A 23,575-nucleotide genomic window follows, 5' to 3' on the forward strand; every position below is an offset into this window, starting at 1 on the left:
TGGACCGGTAACCGGGCCAATTCGAACGTCTCAAGGAGTCCCCGTGAAGGTCGGAATCGTCGGAGCCACCGGTCAGGTCGGCACAGTCATGCGCAGGATTCTGGCCGAGCGGAACTTCCCGGCCGACGAACTGCGGCTCTTCGCCTCCGCACGCTCCGCGGGCTCCACCATCGAGTGGCAGGGACGCGAGATCACCGTCGAGGACGCCTCCACGGCCGACTACACCGGTCTGGACATCGTGCTGTTCTCCGCGGGCGGCGCCACCTCGAAGGCGCTCGCCGAGAAGGTCGCCGCCCAGGGCGCCGTCGTGATCGACAACTCCTCCGCGTGGCGCAGGGACCCCGAGGTGCCGCTCGTCGTCTCCGAGGTCAACCCGCACGCGGTCCGGAACCGTCCCAAGGGCATCATCGCCAACCCGAACTGCACGACGATGGCCGCGATGCCGGTGCTGCGCCCGCTGCACGACGAGGCCGGCCTGGAGGCGCTGACGGTCGCCACGTACCAGGCGGTGTCCGGTTCCGGTGTGGCCGGGGTGGCCGAGCTGCACGGTCAGGTGTCGAAGGTCGTCGCCGAGGCCGACCGGCTCACCCATGACGGCGAGGCCGTGAGCTTCCCCGAGCCCGCCGTCTACAAGCGCCCGATCGCCTTCAACGTGCTGCCGCTGGCCGGTTCGATCGTGGACGACGGTTCGTACGAGACGGACGAGGAGCAGAAGCTCCGCAACGAGTCCCGCAAGATCCTGGAGATCCCCGGCCTCAAGGTGTCCGGCACCTGCGTCCGGGTCCCGGTCTTCTCCGGTCACTCGCTCCAGGTCAACGCCCGCTTCGCCCGCCCCATCGGGGTCGAGCGCGCCTACGAGCTGCTGAAGGCCGCCCCCGGGGTCGAGCTGTCCGACATCCCGACCCCGCTCCAGGCGGCCGGGAAGGACGCCTCGTTCGTGGGACGCGTCCGGGTCGACGAGACCGTGGAGAACGGCCTCGCGCTGTTCGTCTCGAACGACAACCTGCGCAAGGGCGCGGCGCTGAACGCGGTGCAGATCGCGGAGCTGGTCGCGGCGGAGCTGACGAACGGCTGACGCGGCCCGCGTACGGCGTTCGCTTGGACGCGTTGCCGTGGACGCGTTCGCGTGGACGCGCTTCTGTACGGGCGTTTCTGTACGGGTGTCCCAGTACGGATGTTCCAGTACGGATGTTCCAGTACGGATGTTCTCGTACGGACGTTTCCGTACGCGGTCGAAGGGGCGGGCGCCGGTGACGGTGTCCGCCCTGTCGGGTCCGTAGCCAGCAGGGCGGGCAGGGGACGGGACGGCCTTCAGGCCGAGCTGTCCGGGGCGCAGGACAGCTGATCGCTACCCACAGCCCCCTATACAGGATGCGCGAGCGGCGCCGCGATCCGAGGTGCCGGGATCGGCCTTGTCAGGCCACCCGGATGCGTTCCAGTAACTCGGGGACTCCGTCGACCTGCTGGTAGCGCTTGAACGCCGGGATGAGTTCACGTACGAGGCCGACACACCGATCAGCGCCGATACGAGTGGCGAGGGCGAGGGATTCGTTGGTGACGACCAGCGCTTGCTCGACCTCGCGGGCCCGCAAGAGACTGCGGGCCTCGTAGGTGAGGAAGATCCCGCGTGTCTTGTCGCGGGTCCTGGGCAGCAGTCTCATGCCCTCGTCGATCCGGGCGTGAGCTTCGTCGGTGCGACCGAGATCCAGCATGCACTGGCCGGAGTCCACAGCCAGGTCTGCCGAGCTCATCCACGAACACCAGCGGGGCGCCGGATCGGCAGCGTCAGTCAGCAACGCGGTCTCGGCGGCAGCCAGGTCGCGGTGGCAGTCCGCGCTCGCTCCGAGTGCGGCGTGAGCCCGGGCCCTGCGCAGATGCAGCAAAGACCTGGCAGTGGGGTGCCGGGTGTGGATCAGAGCCTGGCTGAGCGGCTCGATGGCCGCCGGCGGGTCACTCAGCCAGATGGACTGATAAGCGAAATCGGACAGCACCCCGGCGCCGAGGTCGCGATCACGAGCGGCGTGCGCGCTTGTCAGAGCAGCGTTCCAGTGCTTGCCCGCCGCGTAGTGCCGACCCTGGTCGAAGCGGTGCCAGCCACAGGTGCTGGCCAGTGACGCGGCCAGCAGGTGCAGCCGCCTGCCAGTGGCCTCGGCGTAGTTACCGGGTTCGATGAGGTCGGTAACGGTGACAAGGTGGGCGTCCATCAGCTTCGCTGTGTGCTGACGCTGTTCGGTCGGCAGCGAAGTGAGCTTCGCCGCGGTCTTCTCCAACCAGTCGACCAGTTCCGGGTCGACGCGCTTGCCGTCGAGGGCGGTGGTGAGCCTGTCGGGTTCGATCGAGGCCCATTGGGCTGAGAGGCCGGCCAGTGCGGCAGCGCCGAAGGTCATGAAGTTGCGACGATCCATCGCTGTTCTTTGGGCCTCTCGAAGTGCTTGGACGGTATACGCGGAGCCCAGAGGCAGCGGGGAATCATAGCCCGGAAGCCAATAGGGCCAACCAAGCAGCTCGACATGATCGGTCAGAACGTCAAGGGCCTCCGCGATCAGGAGTTGGGAGTCCATGTTGGGTTCCTTGATCCAGTTCTCCCACTTGCTGATCGCCTGCTTGTCCGCGCCGGAGCGAAGCCCGTGCCGACGAGCGGCCTGATCCATGCGGACGGCCAGTCCTGACTGCGAGAGGTTGCCGTGCAGTTGGCGGGCGTACGCGAGGGGGTGCCGGATCGGGTCGTCCACAGGACCAATCCCATCATTCGCAGTCGCCGAAAGCCTACTGCGCGCACAGGCAGGACTACCCCGGGACTACAGGCAAAGCCTGTTCGGCTGCGAGCAGTTGGGCTGTACTCGACACGCATCGACAAGTTCCTTCACGAAGCGGAAGGAGTCTGCTCATGAAACGACGTGCTGCGATCATCGGCCTCGGCCATCAGGCGCTCGAGGATCACCTGCCCGGCTTGCTCGGCTCCAGTAGGGCCGAGCTCGTCGCGGTCTGTGACAGTGATCCGAACGCCCTTCGCACCCAGCAGGAAGCGCACCAGGTCCCGGCGTTTACCCGCGCCGCCGACCTGCTGGACGCGGTGAAGCCCGACTTCGTGATCGTCGCAGTGCCGCACCACGCGGGCCGGTCCGTGATCGAGGAGTGCGCATCGCGGGGCGTGCACGTGCTCAAGGAGAAGCCTTTCGGCACCTCTCCCGAGGAAGCTCATGCACTCGCGGCGATCTGCGCGCGGGGGGCGGTGGAGTTGATGGTCACGCTCCAGCGGCGCTTCAACCCGATCTACACCTCGGTGGTGCAGTTCCTCGACCAGATCGGCACCCCTTTCCTGATCGACGGCCAGTACACGTTCCACACCGATGATCCCGGCGCCGGGTGGCGTGGAGACGTGAGACAAGCCGGTGGCGGCTGCATCATCGACATGGGCTACCACCTCGTCGATCTACTGCTGTGGTACTTCGGCATGCCCAACCGCGTCATGGCGGACTTCTCAACGGCCGCGATGCCAGAGGGTTGCTACGACGCCGAGGACACCGCCGTCATCCAACTCGGCTACGATACCGGCCTCTACGGCACGGTGCTCCTGTCGCGCTGGATGGCCCCGAAGACCGAGAAGCTGCACATCGTCGGGACCCTCGGCTCCGTGCTGTTGACGAAAGGGCAGGTCCAGCGGCTCGCCCTTGATGGCTCGGTGGTCGAGGAGCTGACCCGCCCGCAGGCCCCTGCCAGTGCGGCTACCGCCCAGATCGACCACTTCTGTCGGGTCCTGGACGGCGAGCGCCCCAACACCTCAGGCCCCCAGCAGCACCTCGCCCATGCCGCTTTCATCGCCTCCTGCTACCGGTCCAAGACGGCCGGACGTTACATCAACCCGAAGGAAATGCTGTGCCCAGCTCGTTAGCCCTGCTCGGAGGCCAGCCCGCAGTGACTGCCGACGGACCGCACTTCCAGTGGCCGCCGATCGACGACACCACCCGCGCCAAGGTCGCCGCCCAGCTCGACACCGCGTTGTCCATCCCCGGACGGACCGGCATCGTCGCCGAGCTGGAGGACGCCCTGCAGGAGTACTTCGGCGTCCGGCACGCGGTCACCTTCAGCTCTGGCACCGCCGCCCTGCACTCTGCCTACTCGGCCGCGCGAATCAAGGCCGGTGACGAGGTAATCGTGCCAGCCTGGACCTTTCACGCCACCGCCTCACCGCTGTTCCACTTCCGTGCCGTGCCGGTTCTCTGCGAGACCGGGTCGGACGGCAATATCGACCCGACCCGGGTCGAGGAGCTGATCACGCCGCGCACCCGAGCCATCACGGTGACCCATCTGTGGGGTAGGCCGGCCACCATGGCCGTCCTGCGGTCCATCGCCGAGGCGCACGGTCTGGCCCTGCTGGAGGACGGCTCGCACGCCCATGGCGCTTCGCATGGCGGGCAGAAAGTCGGCACGTTCGGCCTCGCCGGGGCCTTCTCCCTCAACGGCCCCAAGCCCCTGTCCGGTGGCGAGGGCGGCTTCGTCCTCACTGACGACCATGACACGTACTACCGGCTGCTGACGTTCGCCCACTACAACAAGCGGGCCAAGTCCGAGATCCCGGCAAAGCACCCGCTGGCCGGATACGCGGTCACCGGATCGGGCCTCAAGCTTCGCATCCACCCTCTGGCCGCCGCCCTCGCGCACGACCAGCTCGGCCGCATCGACGGCTATCTGGCCGGGCGGGCCGAGATCGCCGACTACCTCACCACCGAGTTCGCCCGCATCCCCGGCTTCGAGGTCACTCCCATGCCCGATGGGGTGGTCCCGTCCTGGTACGCGTTGACGCTCACCTACCGCCCCGGCGAGCTTGACGGCCTGAGCATCGAACGCCTCCACCAGGCTCTCATCGCGGAGGGCGCGACCGACTTCGACCGGCCGGGCTCCACCTGTCCCCTGAACCAGCTGCAGCTCTACCAGAACCCGACGATGCTGTTCCCCGACCATCCGCGCTCCCACCGCCCGTACAAAGCCGGGGACTTCCCCGTCGCCGAGCACACCCACGCGCACACGATCAAGCTCCCGGTCTGGCATCGTGAGCAGGATCGTCCGCTGGCCGAGCAGTACGTCCGCGCGGCCGTCAAGGTGAGCGACCACCACAAGGAGCTGCTGCTGTGACGTCCCCCTTCGCCGATCCCTCGTTCGCCCCGGGCCTGCTCCTCGACGCCCAGGAGTCGGGCATCACCCGGTTCGTCGTCGCCGCGGTCGTCACGGACGGGAACCGCGTACTCCTGCTGCGCCGGCCCACCGACGACTTCCTGCCGGGCCTGTGGGAGCTGCCGTCCGGGAAGGTCGAGCCGGGCGAGGGGTTCGAGAAGGCCCTGCTGAGGGAGACGGAGGAGGAGACCGGTCTGGTGATCGACCAGGTCGGCGCCTACCTCGGGCGGTTCGACTACACATCCGGGAGCGGTGCCCTGACCCGCCAGCTCACCTTCCGGGTGACCGTCGGGAAGACCGCGCCGGTCATCCTCACCGAGCACGACGACCACACCTGGGCCGACCCCGGCGAGCTGCCTGGCGTCAGCGACGCCGTCCGGGAACTGGTCGCCCGCTGACCGGTCGGTGCCCGAGCGGACCGGTGCGGAGGAACGCCGCGCCCGCAAGGCCGCCTTCCCCCTCTCCGCTCACGCCGTCTCCCCCGGCCCCGCCGGGCGGCGGACCTCGAAGTGGAAGCAGCCGTACTCGACGGCCCTGACGTGCACGAGCGCCACGTCCGGGTCGGCGAACGCCTCCTCGAAGGCCGTGTCGAAGCCCTTCTCCTCGTCGGCCGGGATCTCCATGAGCCGGCCGCCGACGATGTGGCCGTCGGTGTCGTACCGGCGCACGGTCCGCAGCGCCCCGGCCCGGCTGAACGGGTACCCGGCCCGCTCCGGGTCCGGGCCCTCGCACGGGTCGGCGTGGATGAAGACCGGGCCCTGCTCGTCGTAGGCCCCCGGCCGGGCCGAGGTGGCGGCGGCCCAGCGGCGCAGCGGCGCGTACGAGACGAGGGCGATCCGCTCGCCGGGCCGGGAGCCGCGCAGACAGCAGCGCAGGGGGTTCCCGTCGCCGGTCTCGGTGTACGGGTGGCAGGGGTGGCCCGCGTCGTCGATGTCGCGGAGCTGCTGGAGAGCGGCGGGGTCGATCGGGCGTGCCTGGTGGGTGGTGGTGGACCGGTTGCTGTTCATGGGTCCAGCCTTGTGCACGACGTCGCCATATACCAGCGGAAAACGGACATCGCGTTGGGGAGGTGGCCACCGGCCGCCCGGTGCGCGGCGGTGCTCCGATTCACCCCGCCGTGAGATCACCGGACGTGGAAGGATGGCCGGAAACGTCACCATTGAAGGAATTGAAGGAGATGACCGCGTGCCTGGCACGAATCTGACCCGCGAAGAGGCACAGGAGCGGGCGCGCCTGCTGACCGTGGACGCGTACGAGATCGGTCTCGACCTCTCCGGAGCGCAGGAGGGTGGGACCTACAGGTCTGTCACCACCGTGCGTTTCGACTCCGCCGAAGCCGGTGCGGAGAGCTTCATCGATCTGATCGCCCCGGCCGTGCACGAGGTCACACTGAACGGCGAGGCGCTGGACGTCGCCGCCGTGTTCCGCGACTCGCGGATCGCGCTGCCCCGGCTGGCCGCGGGCGCGAACGAGCTGAGGGTCGTCGCGGACTGCGCGTACACGAACACCGGCGAGGGCCTGCACCGCTTCGTCGACCCGGTCGACGAACAGGCGTACCTCTACACGCAGTTCGAGGTGCCGGACGCCCGCCGGGTGTTCGCGAGCTTCGAGCAGCCGGACCTGAAGGCGACCTTCGCGTTCACCGTGAAGGCCCCGGCCGGCTGGGCCGTGATCTCCAACTCGCCGACGCCTCGGCCCGTCGACGACGTGTGGACCTTCGAGCCCACACCGCGCATCTCGACGTACATCACGGCCCTGATCGCCGGTCCGTACCACGCGGTGCACAGCACGTACGAGAAGGACGGACAGTCCGTGCCGCTGGGCATCTACTGCCGTCCCTCGCTCGCCGAACACCTCGACGCGGACGAGATCTTCGCCGTCACGCGGCAGGGATTCGAGTGGTTCCAGGAGAAGTTCGACTACGCGTACCCGTTCGCCAAGTACGACCAGCTGTTCGTCCCGGAGTTCAACGCGGGAGCGATGGAGAACGCGGGCGCGGTCACCATCCGTGACCAGTACGTGTTCCGCTCGAAGGTGACGGACGCGGCGTACGAGACGCGCGCCGAGACGATCCTGCACGAGCTGGCCCACATGTGGTTCGGCGACCTGGTCACCATGGAGTGGTGGAACGACCTGTGGCTGAACGAGTCGTTCGCCACCTACACGTCGATCGCCTGCCAGGCGTACGCGCCGGGGTCGAAGTGGCCGCACTCGTGGACGACCTTCGCGAACTCCATGAAGACCTGGGCGTACCGGCAGGACCAACTGCCGTCCACGCACCCGATCATGGCGGACATCACCGACCTCGACGACGTCCTCGTGAACTTCGACGGGATCACGTACGCCAAGGGCGCCTCGGTCCTGAAGCAGCTCGTCGCGTATGTCGGCATGGACGAGTTCTTCAGCGGGGTGCAGTCCTACTTCAAGGCGCACGCGTACGGCAACACCCGGCTCTCGGACCTGCTCGGCGCGCTGGAGAAGACCTCCGGGCGCGATCTGCGGGCCTGGTCGAAGGCGTGGCTGGAGACGGCCGGGATCAACATCCTGCGCCCGGAGATCGAGACGGACGCGAACGGGCACGTCACCGCGTTCACCGTGCTCCAGGAGGCCCCGGCGCTGCCCGCGGGCGCCAAGGGCGAACCGACGCTGCGCCCGCACCGGATCGCGATCGGCTGCTACGACCTGGACGAGGCGGGGAAGCTGGTCCGTACGAACCGGATCGAGCTGGACGTCGAGGGCGAGCGCACCGAGGTGCCCTACCCGGCGGGCACGGCCCGTCCGGCGGTGGTCCTGCTCAACGACGACGACCTGTCGTACGCGAAGGTCCGCCTCGACGAGGAGTCGCTGCGGGTCGTCACGGCGCACCTCGGTGACTTCGCCGAGTCGCTGCCGCGCGCCCTGAGCTGGGCGTCGGCCTGGGACATGACCCGGGACGGCGAGCTGGCGACGCGCGACTACCTGGCGCTGGTGCTGTCCGGTGTCGGCAAGGAGACGGACATCGGCGTCGTCCAGTCGCTCCAGCGTCAGGTGAAGCTGGCGCTGGACCTGTACGCGGCGCCGGAGTGGCGCGAGACGGGGCTGACCCGGTGGACGGAGGCGACGCTGGCGCATCTGCGGGCGGCGGAGCCGGGCAGCGACCACCAGCTGGCGTGGGCGCGGGCCTTCTCGGCGACGGCCCGCAACCCGCAGCAACTGGACCTTCTCCAGGGCCTGTTGGATGGCCGCGAGGAGATCGAGGGCCTGGCGGTGGACACCGAGCTGCGCTGGGCGTTCGTACAGCGGCTGGCGGCGGCCGGTCTGCTGGAGGACGACGAGATCAACGCCGAGTACGAGCGGGACAGGACGGCCGCGGGTGAACGCCACGCGGCGGCCGCCCGCGCGGCGCGCCCGGCGGAGGACGCGAAGGCGGAGGCGTGGGCCTCGGTCGTCGAGTCCGACAAGCTGCCGAACTCCCTCCAGGAGGCGGTGATCAACGGCTTCGTCCAGACCGACCAGCGTGAGCTGCTGGCGCCGTACACGGAGAAGTACTTCGCGGCGGTCAAGGACGTGTGGGAGTCGCGCAGCCACGAGATGGCCCAGCAGATCGCGGTCGGCCTGTACCCGGCGCTCCACGTCTCGCAGGCCACGCTGGACGCCACGGACGCCTGGCTCGCCTCGGCGGCGCCGAGCGCGGCGCTGCGCCGGCTGATGTCGGAGTCCCGCGCGGGCATCGAACGCGCCCTGCGGGCCCAGGCGGCGGACGCGGCAGCGGCGTAACGCGCGGCTCGTCCGCTCCTCCGGGGGCGCCTCCGGTGACACGTCACCGGAGGCGCCCCTTCGCCGTACGGGCGCGTCCTCTCGGACCAGTGCGGTGACCGGTGATGTTGCCCCGAAGGAGCGCCGTCCGGTGCGTGCGATCGCAAGGCGGCCAACAGTCCTGGCAGCTCCGCTGCCAGGACTGTTGGCCAACGCGGCGAGGGTGGGGCCTCCCCTGGTCGAGCGAGCCGGGAGCTTGGGGAAGCACTGGGCGGCGCGGGGCAGAGCCTGCCGGCCGGTCTGCGGGAACCGCTTCGGCCGGTCGGCGTTCCATCGGCTACTCCGGGGTCCGGTCGCGGCCGGGCGTCCGGTGTGCGCGGCGCTTGAGTGCGCTGAGAAGGTATCCGGTCGCCGTGGTCAGAGCGGCGGCGGACAGGTTGCCCAGGACGTCGTGGAGCAGAAAATCGAGAAGCGGGGCGAGGTTCATGACAGGGTCCTCCCGGTGGCGAAGTTCCCGTTCGGCGGAGCGGGTTGAGAGGAACCATCCCGAGTGATCTGATTGACCGTCCGGCGCTGCCCCTATCGGTGCAGGCGGCGGCGGGTACGGCTAGCGGACAACGCCGGACGACGGCGGAGAACCAGAAGGGCCGGGAACGGGACATGAGTGGGCCGGGACGGCCGAGAAGGCTGAAGGGCGGGCCGAAGGCGAACGAGCTCGCCATGTTTCTGTCCGACCTGGGGGACCGCGAAGGGCTGAAGACGGCCTCGTTCGCCGCACGGTTCCCAGGAAGCAGCACGTTATGGGCGGAGTACCTGAACGGTTCGAAGGTCATCCCCGCACACGTCCTGGGACAGGTGGTCCAGGAGCTGTGCGGTACCGACCGCCGCCTGCTGGGGCCGACTCTCGTCCGGGCCCGCACACTGCAGAAGGAAGCCGCCGCGGAAGCCTCCCGCCCGCCCACCGCAGCAGCCGAACCGCAGGTCGCGGCCCGCGAGCTGATCAACGTCCAGCAGCGCCTGGTGGAATCCCACGAGAGGCTGAACAAGGCGACCGAGTTCGCCGAAGGCGCCCGCGCCACGATCACCACACTGCTGGGGATGTACGCCCGGGCTGAGAACTCCGTGCGCGAACTCACCACGCAACGCGACCGCAACCATGCCTTGAAGCGTTCCGAGACCGAAGCACGCCTGAACCAGGCCCGGTTGCGTCTGGAGCGCACCGAGGCGGAACTCGAGCGGGCCCGCCAGCACCGCTATACCGCCGAGCAGGCCCAGAAGGCCCTGATCATCGAGGCCGAGGAGGCCCGCCGGGAACTGGAAGAACTACGCCGAAGGGCCGCAGACCTCAGCCACGGCACCGGGAGCGTCGATGGTCCGGAGCCGGCTCCGCTGCCCGGCCGGCGGGAGGTGACCGGGCCGGACGCCGACGAGGACTTCGCGGACTTCGACGATGCGCTGGAGCGCATCACCAGCGAGAGCGAGGACCGCGAGCGGGACCTGATCGACCTCGCGGAGCACACGGGGACACCCGCGCCGGAGCAGCCCACGAGCGGTCCACAGATCATTACCGGCACCGTCGTGCCCACGCCCGGCCCCGCTCCCGAAGCCCGGACTCCGGACGGCGCTCCGCCCGATGACGGCGCCGAATCCACCTCGGGGCGCCCGTCGGAGTCCGCGGTCGGCATGGCACGCGCAACCGGCGTCGATGCCCCGGATCGCTCGCCTGCTCCCCGGACCGGGAGCGTCCGACCGCCTAGCCGTCCAAGCGATCCGTCGGCGCCGGAGGGCCGGTCTGCCGCCTCTTCGCCGCCCCACAGCCCGCCGCAGGTGGTCCGGCCCCGCTCCGCATCCATCGGTGCCACGTCGCCGGGGTTGTCCGGGACAACCCCGGAAAAACCCTCTACCAGCGAAAACAGCAGTCCGAAGGGTCCTCTGGCGGCCGACAGGATCTATCTCGATCCCGCGGACACCTACGAAGCCGCGTTCGTCCGGGACCTCGAAGCGCTGTTGCGCAAGACCAAGCTGCCCTTCGGGAAGCTGAAGGAACTCGCGCCCAACGAAGCGCAGCTCAGCATCCTCCTCAGGGGCCGCGTTCCCTCGCTGTCCTTCGTCGAAGAGGTCATCAGGCACGTCGCACACGACGACCTCACCACGTGGCAGGAGCTCTGGACCACCACGGACCGGACGCCCAAGGCCCCGCGCCCTCCCCAGACCGAGGCGTCCCCCCTGCCGCCCGGCGGGCCGGGGAAGACGGATTCGGTCTCCGCGCTGCTCTGGGCCTGGGTCTGCGGCGTACTGATCGTCGTGCTGGCGTACACCTTCACGGCGACCATCAGCGCGGGCATGCAAGCCGACCCGGGAGCCGGCATCGTGAACCTGGTCGTCTACACCGTCGTGGGCCTGCCGGCCCTGGTTGTCGTGGCACTCATCATGACGGGCTCGGTCCTGGTGAGGCCCGAGTCCGAAGTACCTTTCGGGAGTTGCTTCGTAGGGTTCTGCCTGGCGCTGCCCGCCGGCCTGATCGTTCCTTGGTGCTGGGCCGTCAACCAGCCCTGGCACTGGGTCGCCGACCACCTCGGCGTCATCTAGTGCCGCTCCCGGCGATGTTTGTGATGCGGTTCGGTGGCGCGGAGGAAGTCGGCAACCTTGCCAGGCATCTCAAGGGTGACCGCACCCCTGGCGGTCACCCAGTCCAGGACCCGGTCGCGCTCGCCCTCCCTGCCCAGGACCTCTTCGGCGGCGATGGCGCCCTGGAGGTGCTTGACCGGCCGCGCCCTTCGCCGCCGCCGACAGCTCCACCTCGGTCCGCGGCTCGTTCTCCCGGTACCACTCAGGTCCGGCGCTGACGGTCAATGTGGCGGTACTGCTGGCGGTCATCGTCGTTTTCCGGCTGGGTCGGCGTACCGGGGCACGCGGTCCGCTCGACGAGAAGACCGCGGGCGGCGGGCCTGCCTGTCACGGGGCGGCCGGCTGAGCGTGGCAGCCCTGGGAGTCAGCCGGAGAGTTCGCTGTGGTGGACCGGAGGAGTGCCGGGCGGCACGAAGCAGGCGATGACGGTCTTGCCTGATTCCTGGGGATGGGTGGCCCAGCTGTCGGCCAGCGCGTCCACGATGGCCAGTCCGCGGCCGCCGGTCCGGGTGCTGTCGGCCTTCTGCTGGGCCGGCGGGGCGGGGTCGCCGTCGTGGACGCTGACGTGCAGACAACGGCTGTCCCAGGTCAGGACCAGCTGCGCCTCACTGTGCGCGTGCACGTGTGCGTTGGTGATGAGTTCCGACACGCTCAGCAAAATGGCGTCCACGGTCTCGGGCGCGTCCCGCGTCCAGTCCAGGGACTCAAGGTGCTCCCGAGTCCAGTGGCGACCGGCGCGCACGCCGCGTGACACCGGGAACGACCGGGCCCAGCCCACCGCACGCATCGACGTGTCCCGGGGTTCTGTCACAACGTCTCCCTCACTCGGTTCCAGGAAATCCCAGGAGAAGGCGTCTCCCACGAACCGCGTCTACCCCTTCTTGCCCCGGTTACGGTGCGCCCGGGCAAGACGGCCCCGCCCTCGGGTGATCCCCACGGAGATTCGCGAGGCCGATCGGGGGCAGTCCCATGACAAGCTCGAATTCCGGCGCCGCACCGGACCGGCCGACACCCTTGGAGGGCCTGTGACCACCTACCTCATCACCGTCCCCGGCACATTCCTCCACGATGTCACGGACGACCAGCGCTCCGGTGTGGAGCGCAGACTGCGTCCGCGGGACCCGCACAACACCGAGCTGGGCGAGGCCGAAGAGCTGGACCTGCTGACGGTCCAGGAAGGCAACACCTTCTCGATCCGGCTGAAGATCGAGGCGCACGACCGTGCGGAGGCCGAAGCCCAGGCCGTACGCCTCGCCGAGGCCGCGTTGCGCGAAAACGGCCTCACCCCCGGGGACGCCCCGCTGGGACCGGCCGTCGTCACCGGGATCGACAGCGAGTACTGAGCCGCACGACACCGGACCCGGCCGGCCCTCTCGCACGACGCCTGGGCTACCTTCGCCGGGCATGCGGCGGCCTACGAGGTCTGATGAGGCCGTCCCCGAAATACGTATATCTGGCTGAATCCAAAAACCGGGACTGTGCTGCGGTGCGCGAATGTATGACGTGACCTACTCCACCGAGGGCATGACCGCGAGGGACGGAGCGCCACCACCCGGTTTCCGCGTTCTGCGGGTGCGCACTTCGTTGGGAGTCGGCACGTACGATCGTGCGGCCGAGGCCCTCTTCGGATGGCAGATGCACCGCGCCACACCGCTGCTGAGCGTTTCCGGAAACGTCGAAGAGGCTTCGCCCGGGATACGGGTGCTGCTGCGGATGGGGCCTTTCCGCGCACCATGTCAGGTCGTGTGGACCGTCAATGAGAGAAATCGGACCGGGTTCGCCTATGGAACGCTTCCAGGACACCCGGAATGTGGTGAAGAGGCGTTCATCCTGCAACGCAGTCCGGATGACTCGGTCGATTTCACGGTCTACGCCGTCAGTCGGCCCTCGGCCTGGTATCTGCGAGCGGCCGGACCCTGCGGGCATTGGGCACAGAGAGCCGTCGCCCGGCGATATGGCAGAGCATTGCGGCGCCTGTCTCGACCCTCCCCGGGTCGTCGTGATTGAGGGGTGGTCACCGCGAGAGCTGTCCCGGCTGTTCTCCGGCGCCCATGTCACGGGCCGTTGAGGCGATGTTCTGGAGTGCCGCGATGTGCCGGACGAGCGCCCGCAGCCCGACAGGGGTGAGGGAGAGCCAGGTCCGGGGCCGCTTGCCGACGTAGCCCTTGCGTACGGTGAGGTATCCGGCGGTCTCCAGCGCGGAGGCGGTCTTGCTGAGGACCGAGTCGGAGATCCGGCATCCGTCGCGCACGGCGGCGAACTCGGCCTCGTCGCAGGCGGAGAGAAAGGCCGCGACGGCCAGCCGGGTGGGGTGGTGAATCGTCTCGTCGAGGGTGGGGCGGTCCGGCCCCGGAGGGTCGTCGGTGGTCACGCCGGCTCCCGGAGCTTCTGTCTGATCGCGGCGTTCCGCATGGCGCAGACACTCCACGCGCCGAGTCCCCACACCGTGAACACCGTCATTCGGGTCACGGCCTCACCCGCTCCCGCTTGCCGGCACAGCACCCACCCCGCGATGCCCGCGACGAGGACCACCAGGAGTCCGAGCCATCCGCGTCTGAGACGTGAGAACCAGGTCCGGGTCACCACAACTCCCGTCGCTCGCCTCGCGGCTCGGACGAGTCCGACCGTCACGGCCAGGCCCCCGAGTGACAGCACGAGCGACACCAGCGCGCCCTGCGCTCCTCGGCCCACGCCCCAGGCGCCTCCGGCGCCCGGCACGATCAGAGCCGCCGCCGCTGCCGGGCCGTACCACGCGGGCGTCAGCCCCGCCCTCAGACGGGCCCCCGCCCTGGCCGTGTCGACGTTCCGCAGGGCGTCTGCCGCGCTGTCGACGGACATCGTGGCACCCCCGGAGTGTGCGGGACCGTCCTCGTGCGTCGCCATCAGGTGTTCCGGGCCTTCCTCCGGGCGTGCCGCCGGCCTGTCGCTTGCGACTCTGACACATACTTTCCATTCTGGAAAGTACAGCATGGTCGCCGCTCATGTTCGAAGCGGCAGGATGTCGGTACGTTCCGTGGGGGACCACCTGGGGCCGGACGGTCGGGTCCGGACATGCGTGTGCGCCGCGCGGCAGCGTCCACCGGCGGCGCACTCGTCAGGAGCGTGGGGTCAGGCGTGCTTCCTGGACTTGTCGAGCACCATGACCAGGCCCGCGATGATCGCGAACAGGGCGATGGGCGCCACGACGAACAGGCCGATGGTCTCCATCACGCTCAGGCCCGGACCCGGGTCGTCACCGTCGTCGCGGGTGAGCGCGAGCGCGGGGGACGACATGAGCAGCATCATCAGCGTCGTACCGGCCGCGACGGCGCCGGCGCGCATAGCGTTCTTCTTGTCCACGGTGCAAACGTAGCGAACCCCCGGACGGGTCGCGCGTCCGGGGTGCCGTTCGGTGGCCCGGCGACGGTGCGTGCGGGCAGCGTCCGGACGTCCGGGACGGGGTCGGAGCGGGGGCAGCGCGGGATCGGGGCTGGATCAGGGCTGGATCAGGGAGTGGCGGTGGACCGTTCCGGGGCGGTGTCGCGGTGCGCGGCGGCCCGGTTCGCGGGTGGGTCGGCGTCGCGGGGCTCGGATTCGGGGCGTGTGCGCAGTACGTCCATCAGCCGGTGCAGCCGGGGCGAGGCGGCGAGTCCTTCCAGGGACACCGGGTGGCCCGTGGCGTCGGCGACCGGCAGTCGCCAGTTCGGGTACTCGTCCGAGGTGCCCGGAAGGTTCTGCGGACGGCGGTCGCCCACCGTGTCCGGGAGCCAGACACCGACGAGCGCGGCGGGGGTACGCAGCAGGAAGCGGTGGACCGCGCGGACGGCGGCCTCCTCCTCGCCCGAGTCCTCACCCGCGCCCGCGCCCGCGCCCGAGCCCAAGCCCAAGCCCAAGCCCGCGATCGTGTCCCCGGCCGCGCCCCTGCTCTCGCCCTCGTGTCCGAACTCGCCCTCGCCCTCGGGCAGCAGGCCGAGGACCGCGAGCAGCGCGAGCCATTCGGCGGTGTCGGCGCGGTCCTGGGCGCGTTCCCGGGCCAGATCTCCGGTGAGCAGGCCCAGACGGTGGCGCAGCGTCACATGGTCGCCGGTCAGCCGGGCGGCGGTGGACGGCAGATCGTGGGTGGTGGCGGTGGCCAGACAGCCCGCGCGCCATGCCTCGGGGGGCAGTGGGCGGCCGGTTCCGTCCCAGTCGCGCTCGAACCAGAGCACGGAGGTGCCGAGCACGCCCCGCCGGGCGAGGGTTTCACGTACACCTGGTTCGACCGTGCCCAGGTCCTCACCGATGACGACGGCGCCCGCCCGGTGGGCCTCCAGGACGAGGACGGCGAGCATGGCCTCCGCGTCGTACGCCACGTAGGTGCCGTCGGTGGGCGGGTGGCCTTCGGGCACCCACCAGAGCCGGAACAGGCCCATCACATGGTCGACGCGCAGCCCGCCCGCGTGGGCGAGGACGCCGCGCAGCAGGGCGCGGTACGGGGCGTAGCCGGACGCGGCGAGGACGTCGGGGCGCCACGGCGGCAGCCCCCAGTCCTGGCCCCGCGCGTTGAAGGCGTCCGGGGGCGCGCCGACGGACATGCCATGTGCGAACGCCCGCTGCCGGGCCCAGGTGTCGGCACCCGTCGGGTGCGCCCCGACGGCGAGGTCGTGGATGATCCCGACGCCCATCCCGGCGTCGCGCGCGGCGCGCTGGGCGGCGGCGAGCTGGTCGTCGGTCAGCCAGGCGAGCCGGCGGTGGAGGTCGATCCTGTCGCTCAGTTCCGTGCGGGCCCCAGCGGCCCGGGGGGAGCGGGGGTCGCGCAGTCCCTCGGGCCAGGTGTGCCAGTCGGGGCCGTGGACCTCGGCGAGCGCGCACCACAGGGCGTGGTCCTCCAGGTCCTGTCCCTGCCGGACGAGGAAGTCGCGGTACTCGGCGTGGCGGCCGGGGGTGAGGGGGACCGCCGCCACGCGTTCGAGGGCCTGTCGCTTCAGGTCGCGTACGGCGTCCCGGTCGATCGACGCGTCCCCGTCGAGCACGGCGTCGTTCAGCGCGGCGGCCTTCTCGCGCAGGGCGTCGAGCGCGGCCGGGTCCGTGACGTGTCCGTACTCCGGGACGGACTCGACGCGCAGGTGTACGGGGTCGGGGAAGCGCCGTGACGACGGGCGGTACGGCGACGGGTCGGTCGGGTCGCCCGGTACGGCCGCGTGGAGCGGGTTGACCTGGACGAACCCGGCGCCGAAGCGGCGCCCCGACCAGGCGGCGAGGTCGGCGAGGTCACCGAGGTCGCCCATGCCCCAGGAGCGGGCGGAGAGGAGGGAGTAGAGCTGTACGAGGAAGCCGTGGGCGCGCGCGGGCGGCCGGGGCGCGCGGGCCGGCGCCACCACGAGCGTCACCCGCGCGTCCCGTCCGTCCGGTGCGCGTACGTCCAACCGGTGCACACCGAGGGGGGCTTGGACCCACCAGCAGGGCGCGCGCACATCGGCGGCGCCGGGCGGGGCGCCCAATGTGGGGCCCGACGCGGCGCCGGGGGCGGGGTCCGACGCGGCGCTCGGCGCGAGGCCGGACACGACGCCAGGCGCGACGCCCGGTGTGGGACCCGACGCAAGGTCCGACACGACGCCAGGCGCGAGGTCCGACACAGCATCCGACGCGGGGCCCGACGCGACACCCGGCGCGACGCCCGGTGTGGGACCCGACGCGGCGCCGGAAGCGGGGTCCGGCGCGACGCTCGGCGCGATGTCCGACGCGACGCCAGGCGCGACACCCGACGCGACACCCGACGCGACACCCGACACGGGGCCCGACACGGGGCCCGACACGGGGCCCGACGCGGCATCCGGCGCGGCGCCAGGCGCGCGCGCACCCGCCGCACCGAGCGCGGGGTCCGGTACGCGCATCCGGACCGGCCGCGCCGGGGGTGCGGCGTGCTCCGGGGTCAGCGTCAGCGTGGTGCCCGGCGGCAGCGCGGTCAGCGCGTCCGGCAGCGGGTCGCCCGACCACACCACCACCGTCGGCGGGAGCAGCCGTACCGCGGCCGTCGTCGCGGCAGCGGCCAGTGACTCCCGTACCGCTCGGGGAGTATCGGCGGGCACGCCCAGCGCGGCCAGGACCGCGACGACCGTGGCGTCGGGGACGGTGACCGTGGTGCCGGGGGTCGGGGAGTAGGCGGTGGCGACACCGTGCAGCGCGGCGAGCCGGGACAGGCCCAATTCGGACTCCTGGTTCAGATTCCTGGGGACTCCGTGCCCACATCCGTGCCCAGGGCTGTGCCGGGCGCGGTCGGCTCGCTGGTCAGGGGGGCGACGACGGCGAGCGGGGGTTCGCTGGTGAGCGGAGTGGCGTCGGCGAGCGGAGGCTCGCTCGTGAGGGGGGTGGCGTCGGCGAACGGGGACTCGCTCGTGAGCGGGACGCCGTCGGCGAACGGGGGTTCGCAGGTCGGCGGGGCGGTGGGGCCCGGTACCTGTTTGGAGAGGGCGGAGAGCAGAAGCTGCGCGGAAGCGGGCATGGTGGCCTCCTGGCCATGGAGAACAGGACAGGGCCAGCCCTACCCAACGGGCGCGACCGCAGACGTGGACGTTATGACAACGAGTTCAACGTGCGCCGGGTCACATCGCCGCACCGCCACGCCGGTTCGGTCCGCCTTCTCGCGTCCCGCGCGACCCGCGTCCTCGGTCATTCGCCCTTCTCGTGGCATAAGTGTGTACATCCGACACAACGGTCGGTTCCATTGACACCTTCGCGTACGGGTGGTGGGCTCGGAGCCCATCGGTGGGCGTCGGGAGTGAGGGGAGAGGTCTGTGCGGATCGGACGCGGTACGCATGGGGCGGCCGTCGCGGTCGCCGTGGCCGTGATCGCCGGGCTTCTCGGTACCGGCACACCGACCGCCCTCGCGGCACCGGTCGAACTCGCGGCACCGGCCGCCTTCGCGACGCCGGCCGCCCCCCGCCCCACCGTGGCCGCTCCCGGCCCGAAGGCCACCGCCACTCACACCACCATTCACACAGCCGCCCCCACCGCCACTACCGTCTCCGGCCCCGCCGCCCTCAGCCCGAAGACCGCCGCCGCCCCCGGTCCGAAGGCCCCCGCCCTTCCGGCCGTCTGGCCGAAGCCCCAGTCGGTCAGGGTGTCAGGCCCCGCCGTCCCCCTCACCATCGAGGTCACCGTCGTCGCCGGTCCGGGCGCCGACTTGTACGCCGTCGACACGCTCGGCGAGGTGCTGCGCGAGGCGGGTGTGCGCACCGTCCACCGAGCCCTGCCGGGGCGCGGCCCGGTCATCAGGCTGGGTGGCGCGGGTGCGGAGGACGCCCTGCGGACGCTGGGCGCGGCCGGGCGTACCGATCTGCCGGCCGGCGGCTACCGGCTCGCGGTCGGCCAGGTGGCGGGCCGTGGCACGGTCGCGCTGGACGGGGTCGGCGAGGACGGGCTGTTCCACGGAGTGCAGACGCTGCGTCAGCTGATCCACGCGGGCGGTGTCGCCGGGGTCACCGTCCGGGACTGGCCGGGCACCGCCGCGCGCGGCATGGCCGAGGGGTTCTACGGGGAGCCATGGACACCGGAGGAACGGCTCGCGCAGATCGACTTCATGGCGCGCACGAAGCAGAACCGCTACCTCTACGCGGCGGGCGACGACCCCTACCGGCAGGCGCGCTGGCGTGATCCGTACCCCGCCGACCGGAGTGCCGGGTTCCGGGCGCTGGCCGAGCGGGCGCGGGCCGAGCACGTGACCCTCGGCTGGGCGGTCTCCCCCGGCCAGGCGATGTGCATGGCGTCGGACAGCGACGTGAAGGCGCTGACGAAGAAGATCGACGCGATGTGGGCGCTGGGGTTCCGCGTCTTCCAGTTGCAGTTCCAGGACGTCAGCTACAGCGAGTGGCACTGCGACAAGGACGCGGACACCTTCGGCAGCGGTCCCGAGGCCGCCGCGAGGGCGCAGGCCCGGGTGGCCGGCGCGGTGGCCCGGCATCTGGCCGCCGCCCATCCCGATGCCGCGCCGCTGTCGGTGATGCCGACGGAGTTCTACCAGGACGGCACGACCGACTACCGCGAGGCGCTCGCCGCCCGTCTGGACGACCGGGTGCAGGTGGCCTGGACGGGGGTCGGGGTCGTACCGAGGACGATCACCGGGTCGGAGGTGGCCGGGGCCCGCGACACCTTCCGGCATCCGCTGGTCACCGTGGACAACTACCCGGTCAACGACTACGCGCAGGACCGGATCTTCCTCGGGCCGTACACCGGCCGGGACCCGGCGGTCGCCGCCGGGTCGGCGGCGCTGCTGGCCAACGCCATGGAGCAGGCGTCCGCCTCCCGCATCCCGCTGTTCACGGCCGCCGACTTCGCGTGGAACCCGAAGGGGTACGAGCCGGGGAAGTCATGGCAGGCGGCCGTGGACGAGCTGGCGGGCGGCGACGCGGGCACCAGGGCCGCGCTGCGGGCGCTGGCCGGGAACAGCTCGGCGTCCGTGCTGAACGCCGACGAGTCGGCGTACCTCAAGCCGGTGCTGGCCGCGTTCTGGGCGGCCCGCTCCGCCGCTGACACCGGCGCCCGGGACGGCGCGGCACGCGCGTTGCGGGCCGCGTTCACCGAGATGCGGAACGCGCCGGGGCGGTTGGCCGCCCCGGCGGGCGGGCGGCTGGACGACGAGGTGCGCCCGTGGCTCGACCAGTTGGCGCGGTACGGCAGGGCGGGCGAGCTGTCCGTCGATCTGCTCCAGGCACAGGCGAAGGGCGACGGGGTCGCGGCCTGGCGGGCGGCGCTGGCGCTGGCGCCGCTGCGCGCGGAGATCGGGGCGAGCGGGGCGACGGTCGGCAAGGGGGTCCTCGATCCGTTCCTGGACCGGGCGGTCAAGGAGGCCGACGCCTGGACCGGCGCGGACCGCACCGCGGGCACGGTGAGCAGGGCGCCGGGCGGTTACACGGTCCGGCTGGACCGGGCCCGTCCACTGGCGGCCGTGACCTCGATGACCGCGCCGGGCGGCAACGTGACGGCCGCGAGCCTGGAGGCCCATGTGCCGGGCGAGGGCTGGCGGGCCCTCGGCCCGCTGTCCGCGACCGGCTGGACCCAGACCGCCGTCAAGGGCCTGCGGGCCGACGCGATCCGGATCAGCTGGCCCACCGTGCCCGACTTCGGTCCCGGGATCACGCGCGGCGCCCCGCCCGCCCCGCCCCGCGCGGACCGTACGGCGGCCGAGGACCCGGGGGTACGGGCGCTGGTGCCGTGGTTCGGCGACGAGCCCGCCGCCCGGCTGGACCTGGCACGCGGGGTGACGTACGCCGAGATCGGCGGCGCACCGCAGCGGGTCGACGCCCGACTGGCGGCGGGGCGCCCCGCCGAGGTGCGCGGGGCGCTCACCGCGAAGGCGCCCAAGGGCATCGTGGTGACCGTGCCGAAGCGGACGACGGTGCGGCGCGGCACCCGTACCGACGTACCGGTGCGGATCAGTGTCCCGAAGGGCACCCCGGCCGGTGAGTACGAGGTGCCGATCGGTTTCGGCGCGGAGCGCAGCACCCTCACCGTCCGGGCGTTCCCCCGGACGGCGGGGCCGGATCTGCTGCGTACCGCGTCGGCGTCCTCGTCCGGCGACGAGACGCCCGACTTCCCGGCGGGGGCGGCGTCCGACGGCGACCCGGCGACCCGGTGGTCCTCTCCCGCGGAGGACGACGCGTGGTGGCAGGCGGAGCTGGCGGAGCCGGTCAGGCTGGGGCAGGTGGTGCTGCACTGGCAGGACGCGTACGCCTCCCGCTACCGCGTCCAGGTCTCGTCGGACGGCGAGGTCTGGCGCACGGCGGCGACCGTCACGGACGGCCGGGGCGGTCGGGAAGCGGTACGGATGGACGCGAAGGACACCCGGTTCGTCAGGGTGCGCGGGGAGAGCCGCGCGACGCGGTACGGGTACTCGCTCTGGACCGTGGAGGCGTACGCGGTCGCGGGCGGGCAGCCGTAGGAACGGACCCCGGACCGGTCGGCCCGGTGCCGACCGGACGACCGGACCCCTGTCCCCGGACGGCCGGACCCCTGTCCCAGGACCCCGGACCCCGGACCGGTCCTGGGTCCGGAGACGGCGGAGGCCCGGTTCTCAGGCTGATATGCCGTCGATCCGGGCCATCACGTCGTCCGCGCCGAAGGGTTGCAGGTACGGCAGCCAGCGCGGATCGCGATGCCCCGTCCCGATGATCCGCCAGGCCAGCCCGGTGGGCGGGGCGGGTTCGTGCCGCAGCCGCCAGCCCAGCTCGGGCAGATGGCGGTCCGCCTTCACGTGGTTGCAGCGGCGGCAGGCCGCCACCACGTTCTCCCAGGCGTGCTGTCCGCCACGACTGCGCGGGATGACGTGGTCGACGCTGGTCGCGACGGCCCCGCAGTACATGCAGCGCCCGCCGTCCCTCGCGAAGAGCGCGCGCCGGGTCAGCGGGACGGGCCCCCGGTACGGGACCCGTACGAACCGTTTGAGCCGGATCACACTGGGCGCGGGTACGGCGCGGGTGGCGCTGTGCATGAAGGCGCCGGACTCCTCAAGGCACACGGCCTTGTTCTCCAGGACGAGGACGAGCGCGCGGCGGAGCGGTACGACGCCGAGCGGCTCGTACGACGCGTTGAGAACCAGGACATGCGGCACGGGTGATGCCTCCTTGTACGCCGGCGGCGCGTGGCTCGCGCCGGGACGATCCGGTCTCAGTCTCCCCTCCTGCCTGGTCGTGGCGCCACCACGTCCGGGTAACGGGCCGGAAGGATTTTCCCCGGACCGGGCGGGGAACACCGCCCGGACCCGGTCCGACGGGCCGGAGAACGGGCGATCCGGCGCCCTCGCCGGTCCGGGCGACGGTCCGATGTGCGTTCGACCACACCATGCGATGAGCGTGCGGGTCGGACGAGGATTCCTTACCTTCCCCTCATCCCCGGGTGAGCCATGTCTCTCCCCCGCATCACGGCAACGGAGCACGGCCGATGCCCCGTTAGTGTGGTTCGTCAGCCACGCACACTGGAGGTACCCCGCCGTGTCCCTGTCCGCCCTGTTGGCCGCAGCCCCGACCCCCGAGCCGGGCAGCTCGCTGGACGACGCCGCCGAGCAGGCGGGCAACGCCGCGGGCTGGGTGGAGGAGAACTGGTCCACCTGGCTGAACACCGGTCTGCGCATCGTGCTCATCGCGGTGGTCGCCCTCGTCCTGCGGTACGCGATCCGCCGCGCCCTCACCAAGCTCATCGACCGGATGAACCGGAGCGCCCAGGCCGTCGCGGGCACCGCCCTCGGCGGACTGCTGGTCAACGCGGAGCGCCGCCGTCAGCGCTCCGAGGCCATCGGGTCCGTACTGCGTTCGGTGGCGTCGTTCCTGATCCTCGGTACGGCCGCCCTGATGATCCTGGGCGCGTTCCAGATCAATCTGGCCCCGCTGCTCGCCTCGGCGGGGGTCGCGGGGGTGGCGCTCGGTTTCGGCGCCCGCAATCTGGTGACGGACTTCCTCTCCGGCGTCTTCATGATCCTGGAGGACCAGTACGGGGTCGGCGACACCATCGACGCGGGTGTCGCCTCCGGCGAGGTCATCGAGGTCGGTCTGCGCGTCACCAAGCTGCGCGGTGACGGCGGCGAGATCTGGTATGTGCGCAACGGCGAGGTGAAACGGATCGGCAACCTCAGCCAGGGCTGGTCCACGGCCGGGGTCGATGTCACCGTGCGTCCCACCGAGGACCTGGACGAGGTGCGCGCGGTGATCACGGCCGCCGCCGAGTCCATGACCAAGGAGGACCCGTGGGCCGAGCGGCTGTGGGGTCCGGTCGAGGTCCTCGGTCTGGACGCGGTGCTCCTCGACTCCACCACGATCCGGGTCGCCGCGAAGACGATGCCGGGCAAGGCGCTCGCCGTGGAGCGGGAACTGCGCTGGCGGATCAAGCGGGCCTTCGACGAGGCGGGCATCCGCATGGTCGCGGGCAGCGACCACGAGGAGCACGCCGTGGACCCGACGGCCGGCATGGCCGCCCCCTCGGCGTACGCGTCGGCGACCTCGCCCCAGTCGCTGGCCACCGCCCCGATCACCCCACCCGCCCCGCCGACGAACGTCACCAAGTAGCGGCGGTCGGTGCGGCACGCGCCGCACC

20 protein-coding genes are annotated in these 23,575 nt (G+C 71.4%); 10 read left to right on the top strand and 10 right to left on the bottom strand.

Annotated elements, in window-relative coordinates; translation table 11 throughout:
* The first annotated feature begins 43 nt into the window (after positions 1–43).
* A complete protein-coding gene (locus tag PZB75_RS08490; RefSeq protein ID WP_275534684.1) occupies positions 44–1,075 on the top strand; it encodes an aspartate-semialdehyde dehydrogenase in 1,032 nt (343 codons plus the stop codon).
* Between the two features lie 340 nt (positions 1,076–1,415).
* On the opposite strand, the gene PZB75_RS08495 is transcribed toward PZB75_RS08490, so the two are convergent.
* Positions 1,416–2,732, bottom strand: coding sequence for an XRE family transcriptional regulator (locus PZB75_RS08495; protein WP_275534685.1), 1,317 nt, complete (start codon positions 2,730–2,732; stop codon positions 1,416–1,418).
* A 155-nt stretch (positions 2,733–2,887) separates the two neighbouring features.
* On the opposite strand from PZB75_RS08495, the gene PZB75_RS08500 reads away from it, so the two are divergent.
* From PZB75_RS08500 to PZB75_RS08510, 3 genes are read left to right on the top strand one after another with little or no spacing between them, the layout of a single operon-like run.
* Positions 2,888–3,892 carry a Gfo/Idh/MocA family oxidoreductase gene (locus tag PZB75_RS08500; protein ID WP_275534686.1) on the top strand — a complete coding sequence of 335 codons (1,005 nt, stop codon included), beginning with the start codon at positions 2,888–2,890 and terminating at the stop codon, positions 3,890–3,892.
* Positions 3,877–5,133, top strand: coding sequence for a DegT/DnrJ/EryC1/StrS family aminotransferase (locus PZB75_RS08505; protein ID WP_275534687.1), 1,257 nt, complete (start codon positions 3,877–3,879; stop codon positions 5,131–5,133). Before PZB75_RS08500 ends, PZB75_RS08505 begins: the two co-directional genes overlap by 16 nt.
* On the top strand, positions 5,130–5,570 hold the full coding sequence (locus PZB75_RS08510) for an NUDIX domain-containing protein (RefSeq protein WP_275534688.1): 441 nt from the start codon (positions 5,130–5,132) through the stop codon (positions 5,568–5,570). The genes PZB75_RS08505 and PZB75_RS08510 overlap by 4 nt, the downstream gene beginning before the upstream one ends.
* Positions 5,571–5,639: 69 nt before the next feature.
* Here PZB75_RS08510 and PZB75_RS08515 read toward each other — a convergent pair whose 3' ends face one another.
* The gene (locus PZB75_RS08515; RefSeq protein ID WP_275534689.1) at positions 5,640–6,179 is read right to left on the bottom strand and encodes a DUF1203 domain-containing protein; all 540 of its coding nucleotides are present in this window, start codon (positions 6,177–6,179) and stop codon (positions 5,640–5,642) included.
* 178 nt (positions 6,180–6,357) lie between these two features.
* On the opposite strand from PZB75_RS08515, the gene pepN reads away from it, so the two are divergent.
* A complete protein-coding gene (gene pepN / locus PZB75_RS08520; protein ID WP_275534690.1) occupies positions 6,358–8,928 on the top strand; it encodes an aminopeptidase N in 2,571 nt (856 codons plus the stop codon).
* Between the two features lie 316 nt (positions 8,929–9,244).
* On the opposite strand, the gene PZB75_RS08525 is transcribed toward pepN, so the two are convergent.
* A complete protein-coding gene (locus PZB75_RS08525) occupies positions 9,245–9,394 on the bottom strand; it encodes a hypothetical protein (protein WP_275534691.1) in 150 nt (49 codons plus the stop codon).
* Between the two features lie 233 nt (positions 9,395–9,627).
* On the opposite strand from PZB75_RS08525, the gene PZB75_RS08530 reads away from it, so the two are divergent.
* A complete protein-coding gene (locus PZB75_RS08530; RefSeq protein ID WP_275534692.1) occupies positions 9,628–11,496 on the top strand; it encodes a hypothetical protein in 1,869 nt (622 codons plus the stop codon).
* Positions 11,497–11,899: 403 nt separating this feature from the next.
* Here the strand turns inward: PZB75_RS08530 and PZB75_RS08535 are convergent, their stop codons facing one another.
* Complete coding sequence (locus PZB75_RS08535; RefSeq protein ID WP_275538637.1) at positions 11,900–12,322, bottom strand: ATP-binding protein; 423 nt, start codon at positions 12,320–12,322, stop codon at positions 11,900–11,902.
* A gap of 238 nt (positions 12,323–12,560) precedes the next feature.
* Between PZB75_RS08535 and PZB75_RS08540 the strand changes: the two genes are divergently transcribed.
* Positions 12,561–12,878, top strand: a complete 318-nt coding sequence (locus PZB75_RS08540) for a hypothetical protein (RefSeq protein ID WP_275534693.1) — start codon at positions 12,561–12,563, stop codon at positions 12,876–12,878.
* Positions 12,879–13,029: 151 nt separating this feature from the next.
* Positions 13,030–13,542, top strand: coding sequence for a DUF1990 domain-containing protein (locus PZB75_RS08545; RefSeq protein ID WP_275534694.1), 513 nt, complete (start codon positions 13,030–13,032; stop codon positions 13,540–13,542).
* Between the two features lie 7 nt (positions 13,543–13,549).
* On the opposite strand, the gene PZB75_RS08550 is transcribed toward PZB75_RS08545, so the two are convergent.
* From PZB75_RS08550 to PZB75_RS08570, 5 genes are all read right to left on the bottom strand, one after another.
* Entirely contained in the window at positions 13,550–13,906 is a 357-nt protein-coding gene (locus PZB75_RS08550) for a transcriptional regulator (RefSeq protein WP_275534695.1), read from the bottom strand.
* Entirely contained in the window at positions 13,903–14,373 is a 471-nt protein-coding gene (locus PZB75_RS08555) for a hypothetical protein (RefSeq protein WP_275534696.1), read from the bottom strand. Before PZB75_RS08555 ends, PZB75_RS08550 begins: the two co-directional genes overlap by 4 nt.
* Positions 14,374–14,643: 270 nt before the next feature.
* Positions 14,644–14,874 carry a hypothetical protein gene (locus PZB75_RS08560; protein ID WP_275534697.1) on the bottom strand — a complete coding sequence of 77 codons (231 nt, stop codon included), beginning with the start codon at positions 14,872–14,874 and terminating at the stop codon, positions 14,644–14,646.
* Between the two features lie 146 nt (positions 14,875–15,020).
* Positions 15,021–17,699: a 4-alpha-glucanotransferase gene (gene malQ, locus PZB75_RS08565; protein WP_275534698.1), complete on the bottom strand. Its 2,679-nt coding sequence runs from the start codon at positions 17,697–17,699 to the stop codon at positions 15,021–15,023.
* A gap of 14 nt (positions 17,700–17,713) precedes the next feature.
* A complete protein-coding gene (locus PZB75_RS08570) occupies positions 17,714–17,995 on the bottom strand; it encodes a hypothetical protein (protein WP_275534699.1) in 282 nt (93 codons plus the stop codon).
* 292 nt (positions 17,996–18,287) lie between these two features.
* Here PZB75_RS08570 and PZB75_RS08575 point away from each other — a divergent pair, with 292 nt between their 5' ends.
* Positions 18,288–21,431 (top strand): beta-N-acetylglucosaminidase domain-containing protein, encoded by a 3,144-nt coding sequence (locus tag PZB75_RS08575; RefSeq protein ID WP_275534700.1) that lies wholly within the window; start codon positions 18,288–18,290, stop codon positions 21,429–21,431.
* 132 nt (positions 21,432–21,563) lie between these two features.
* Here PZB75_RS08575 and PZB75_RS08580 read toward each other — a convergent pair whose 3' ends face one another.
* Positions 21,564–22,100, bottom strand: coding sequence for an HNH endonuclease (locus tag PZB75_RS08580; RefSeq protein WP_275534701.1), 537 nt, complete (start codon positions 22,098–22,100; stop codon positions 21,564–21,566).
* A 379-nt stretch (positions 22,101–22,479) separates the two neighbouring features.
* Here PZB75_RS08580 and PZB75_RS08585 point away from each other — a divergent pair, with 379 nt between their 5' ends.
* Complete coding sequence (locus tag PZB75_RS08585; protein ID WP_275534702.1) at positions 22,480–23,547, top strand: mechanosensitive ion channel family protein; 1,068 nt, start codon at positions 22,480–22,482, stop codon at positions 23,545–23,547.
* Positions 23,548–23,575: the final 28 nt, after the last annotated feature.

This window comes from Streptomyces sp. AM 4-1-1 (assembly GCF_029167625.1).
In the GTDB taxonomy this organism is placed as follows: Bacteria; Actinomycetota; Actinomycetes; order Streptomycetales; family Streptomycetaceae; genus Streptomyces.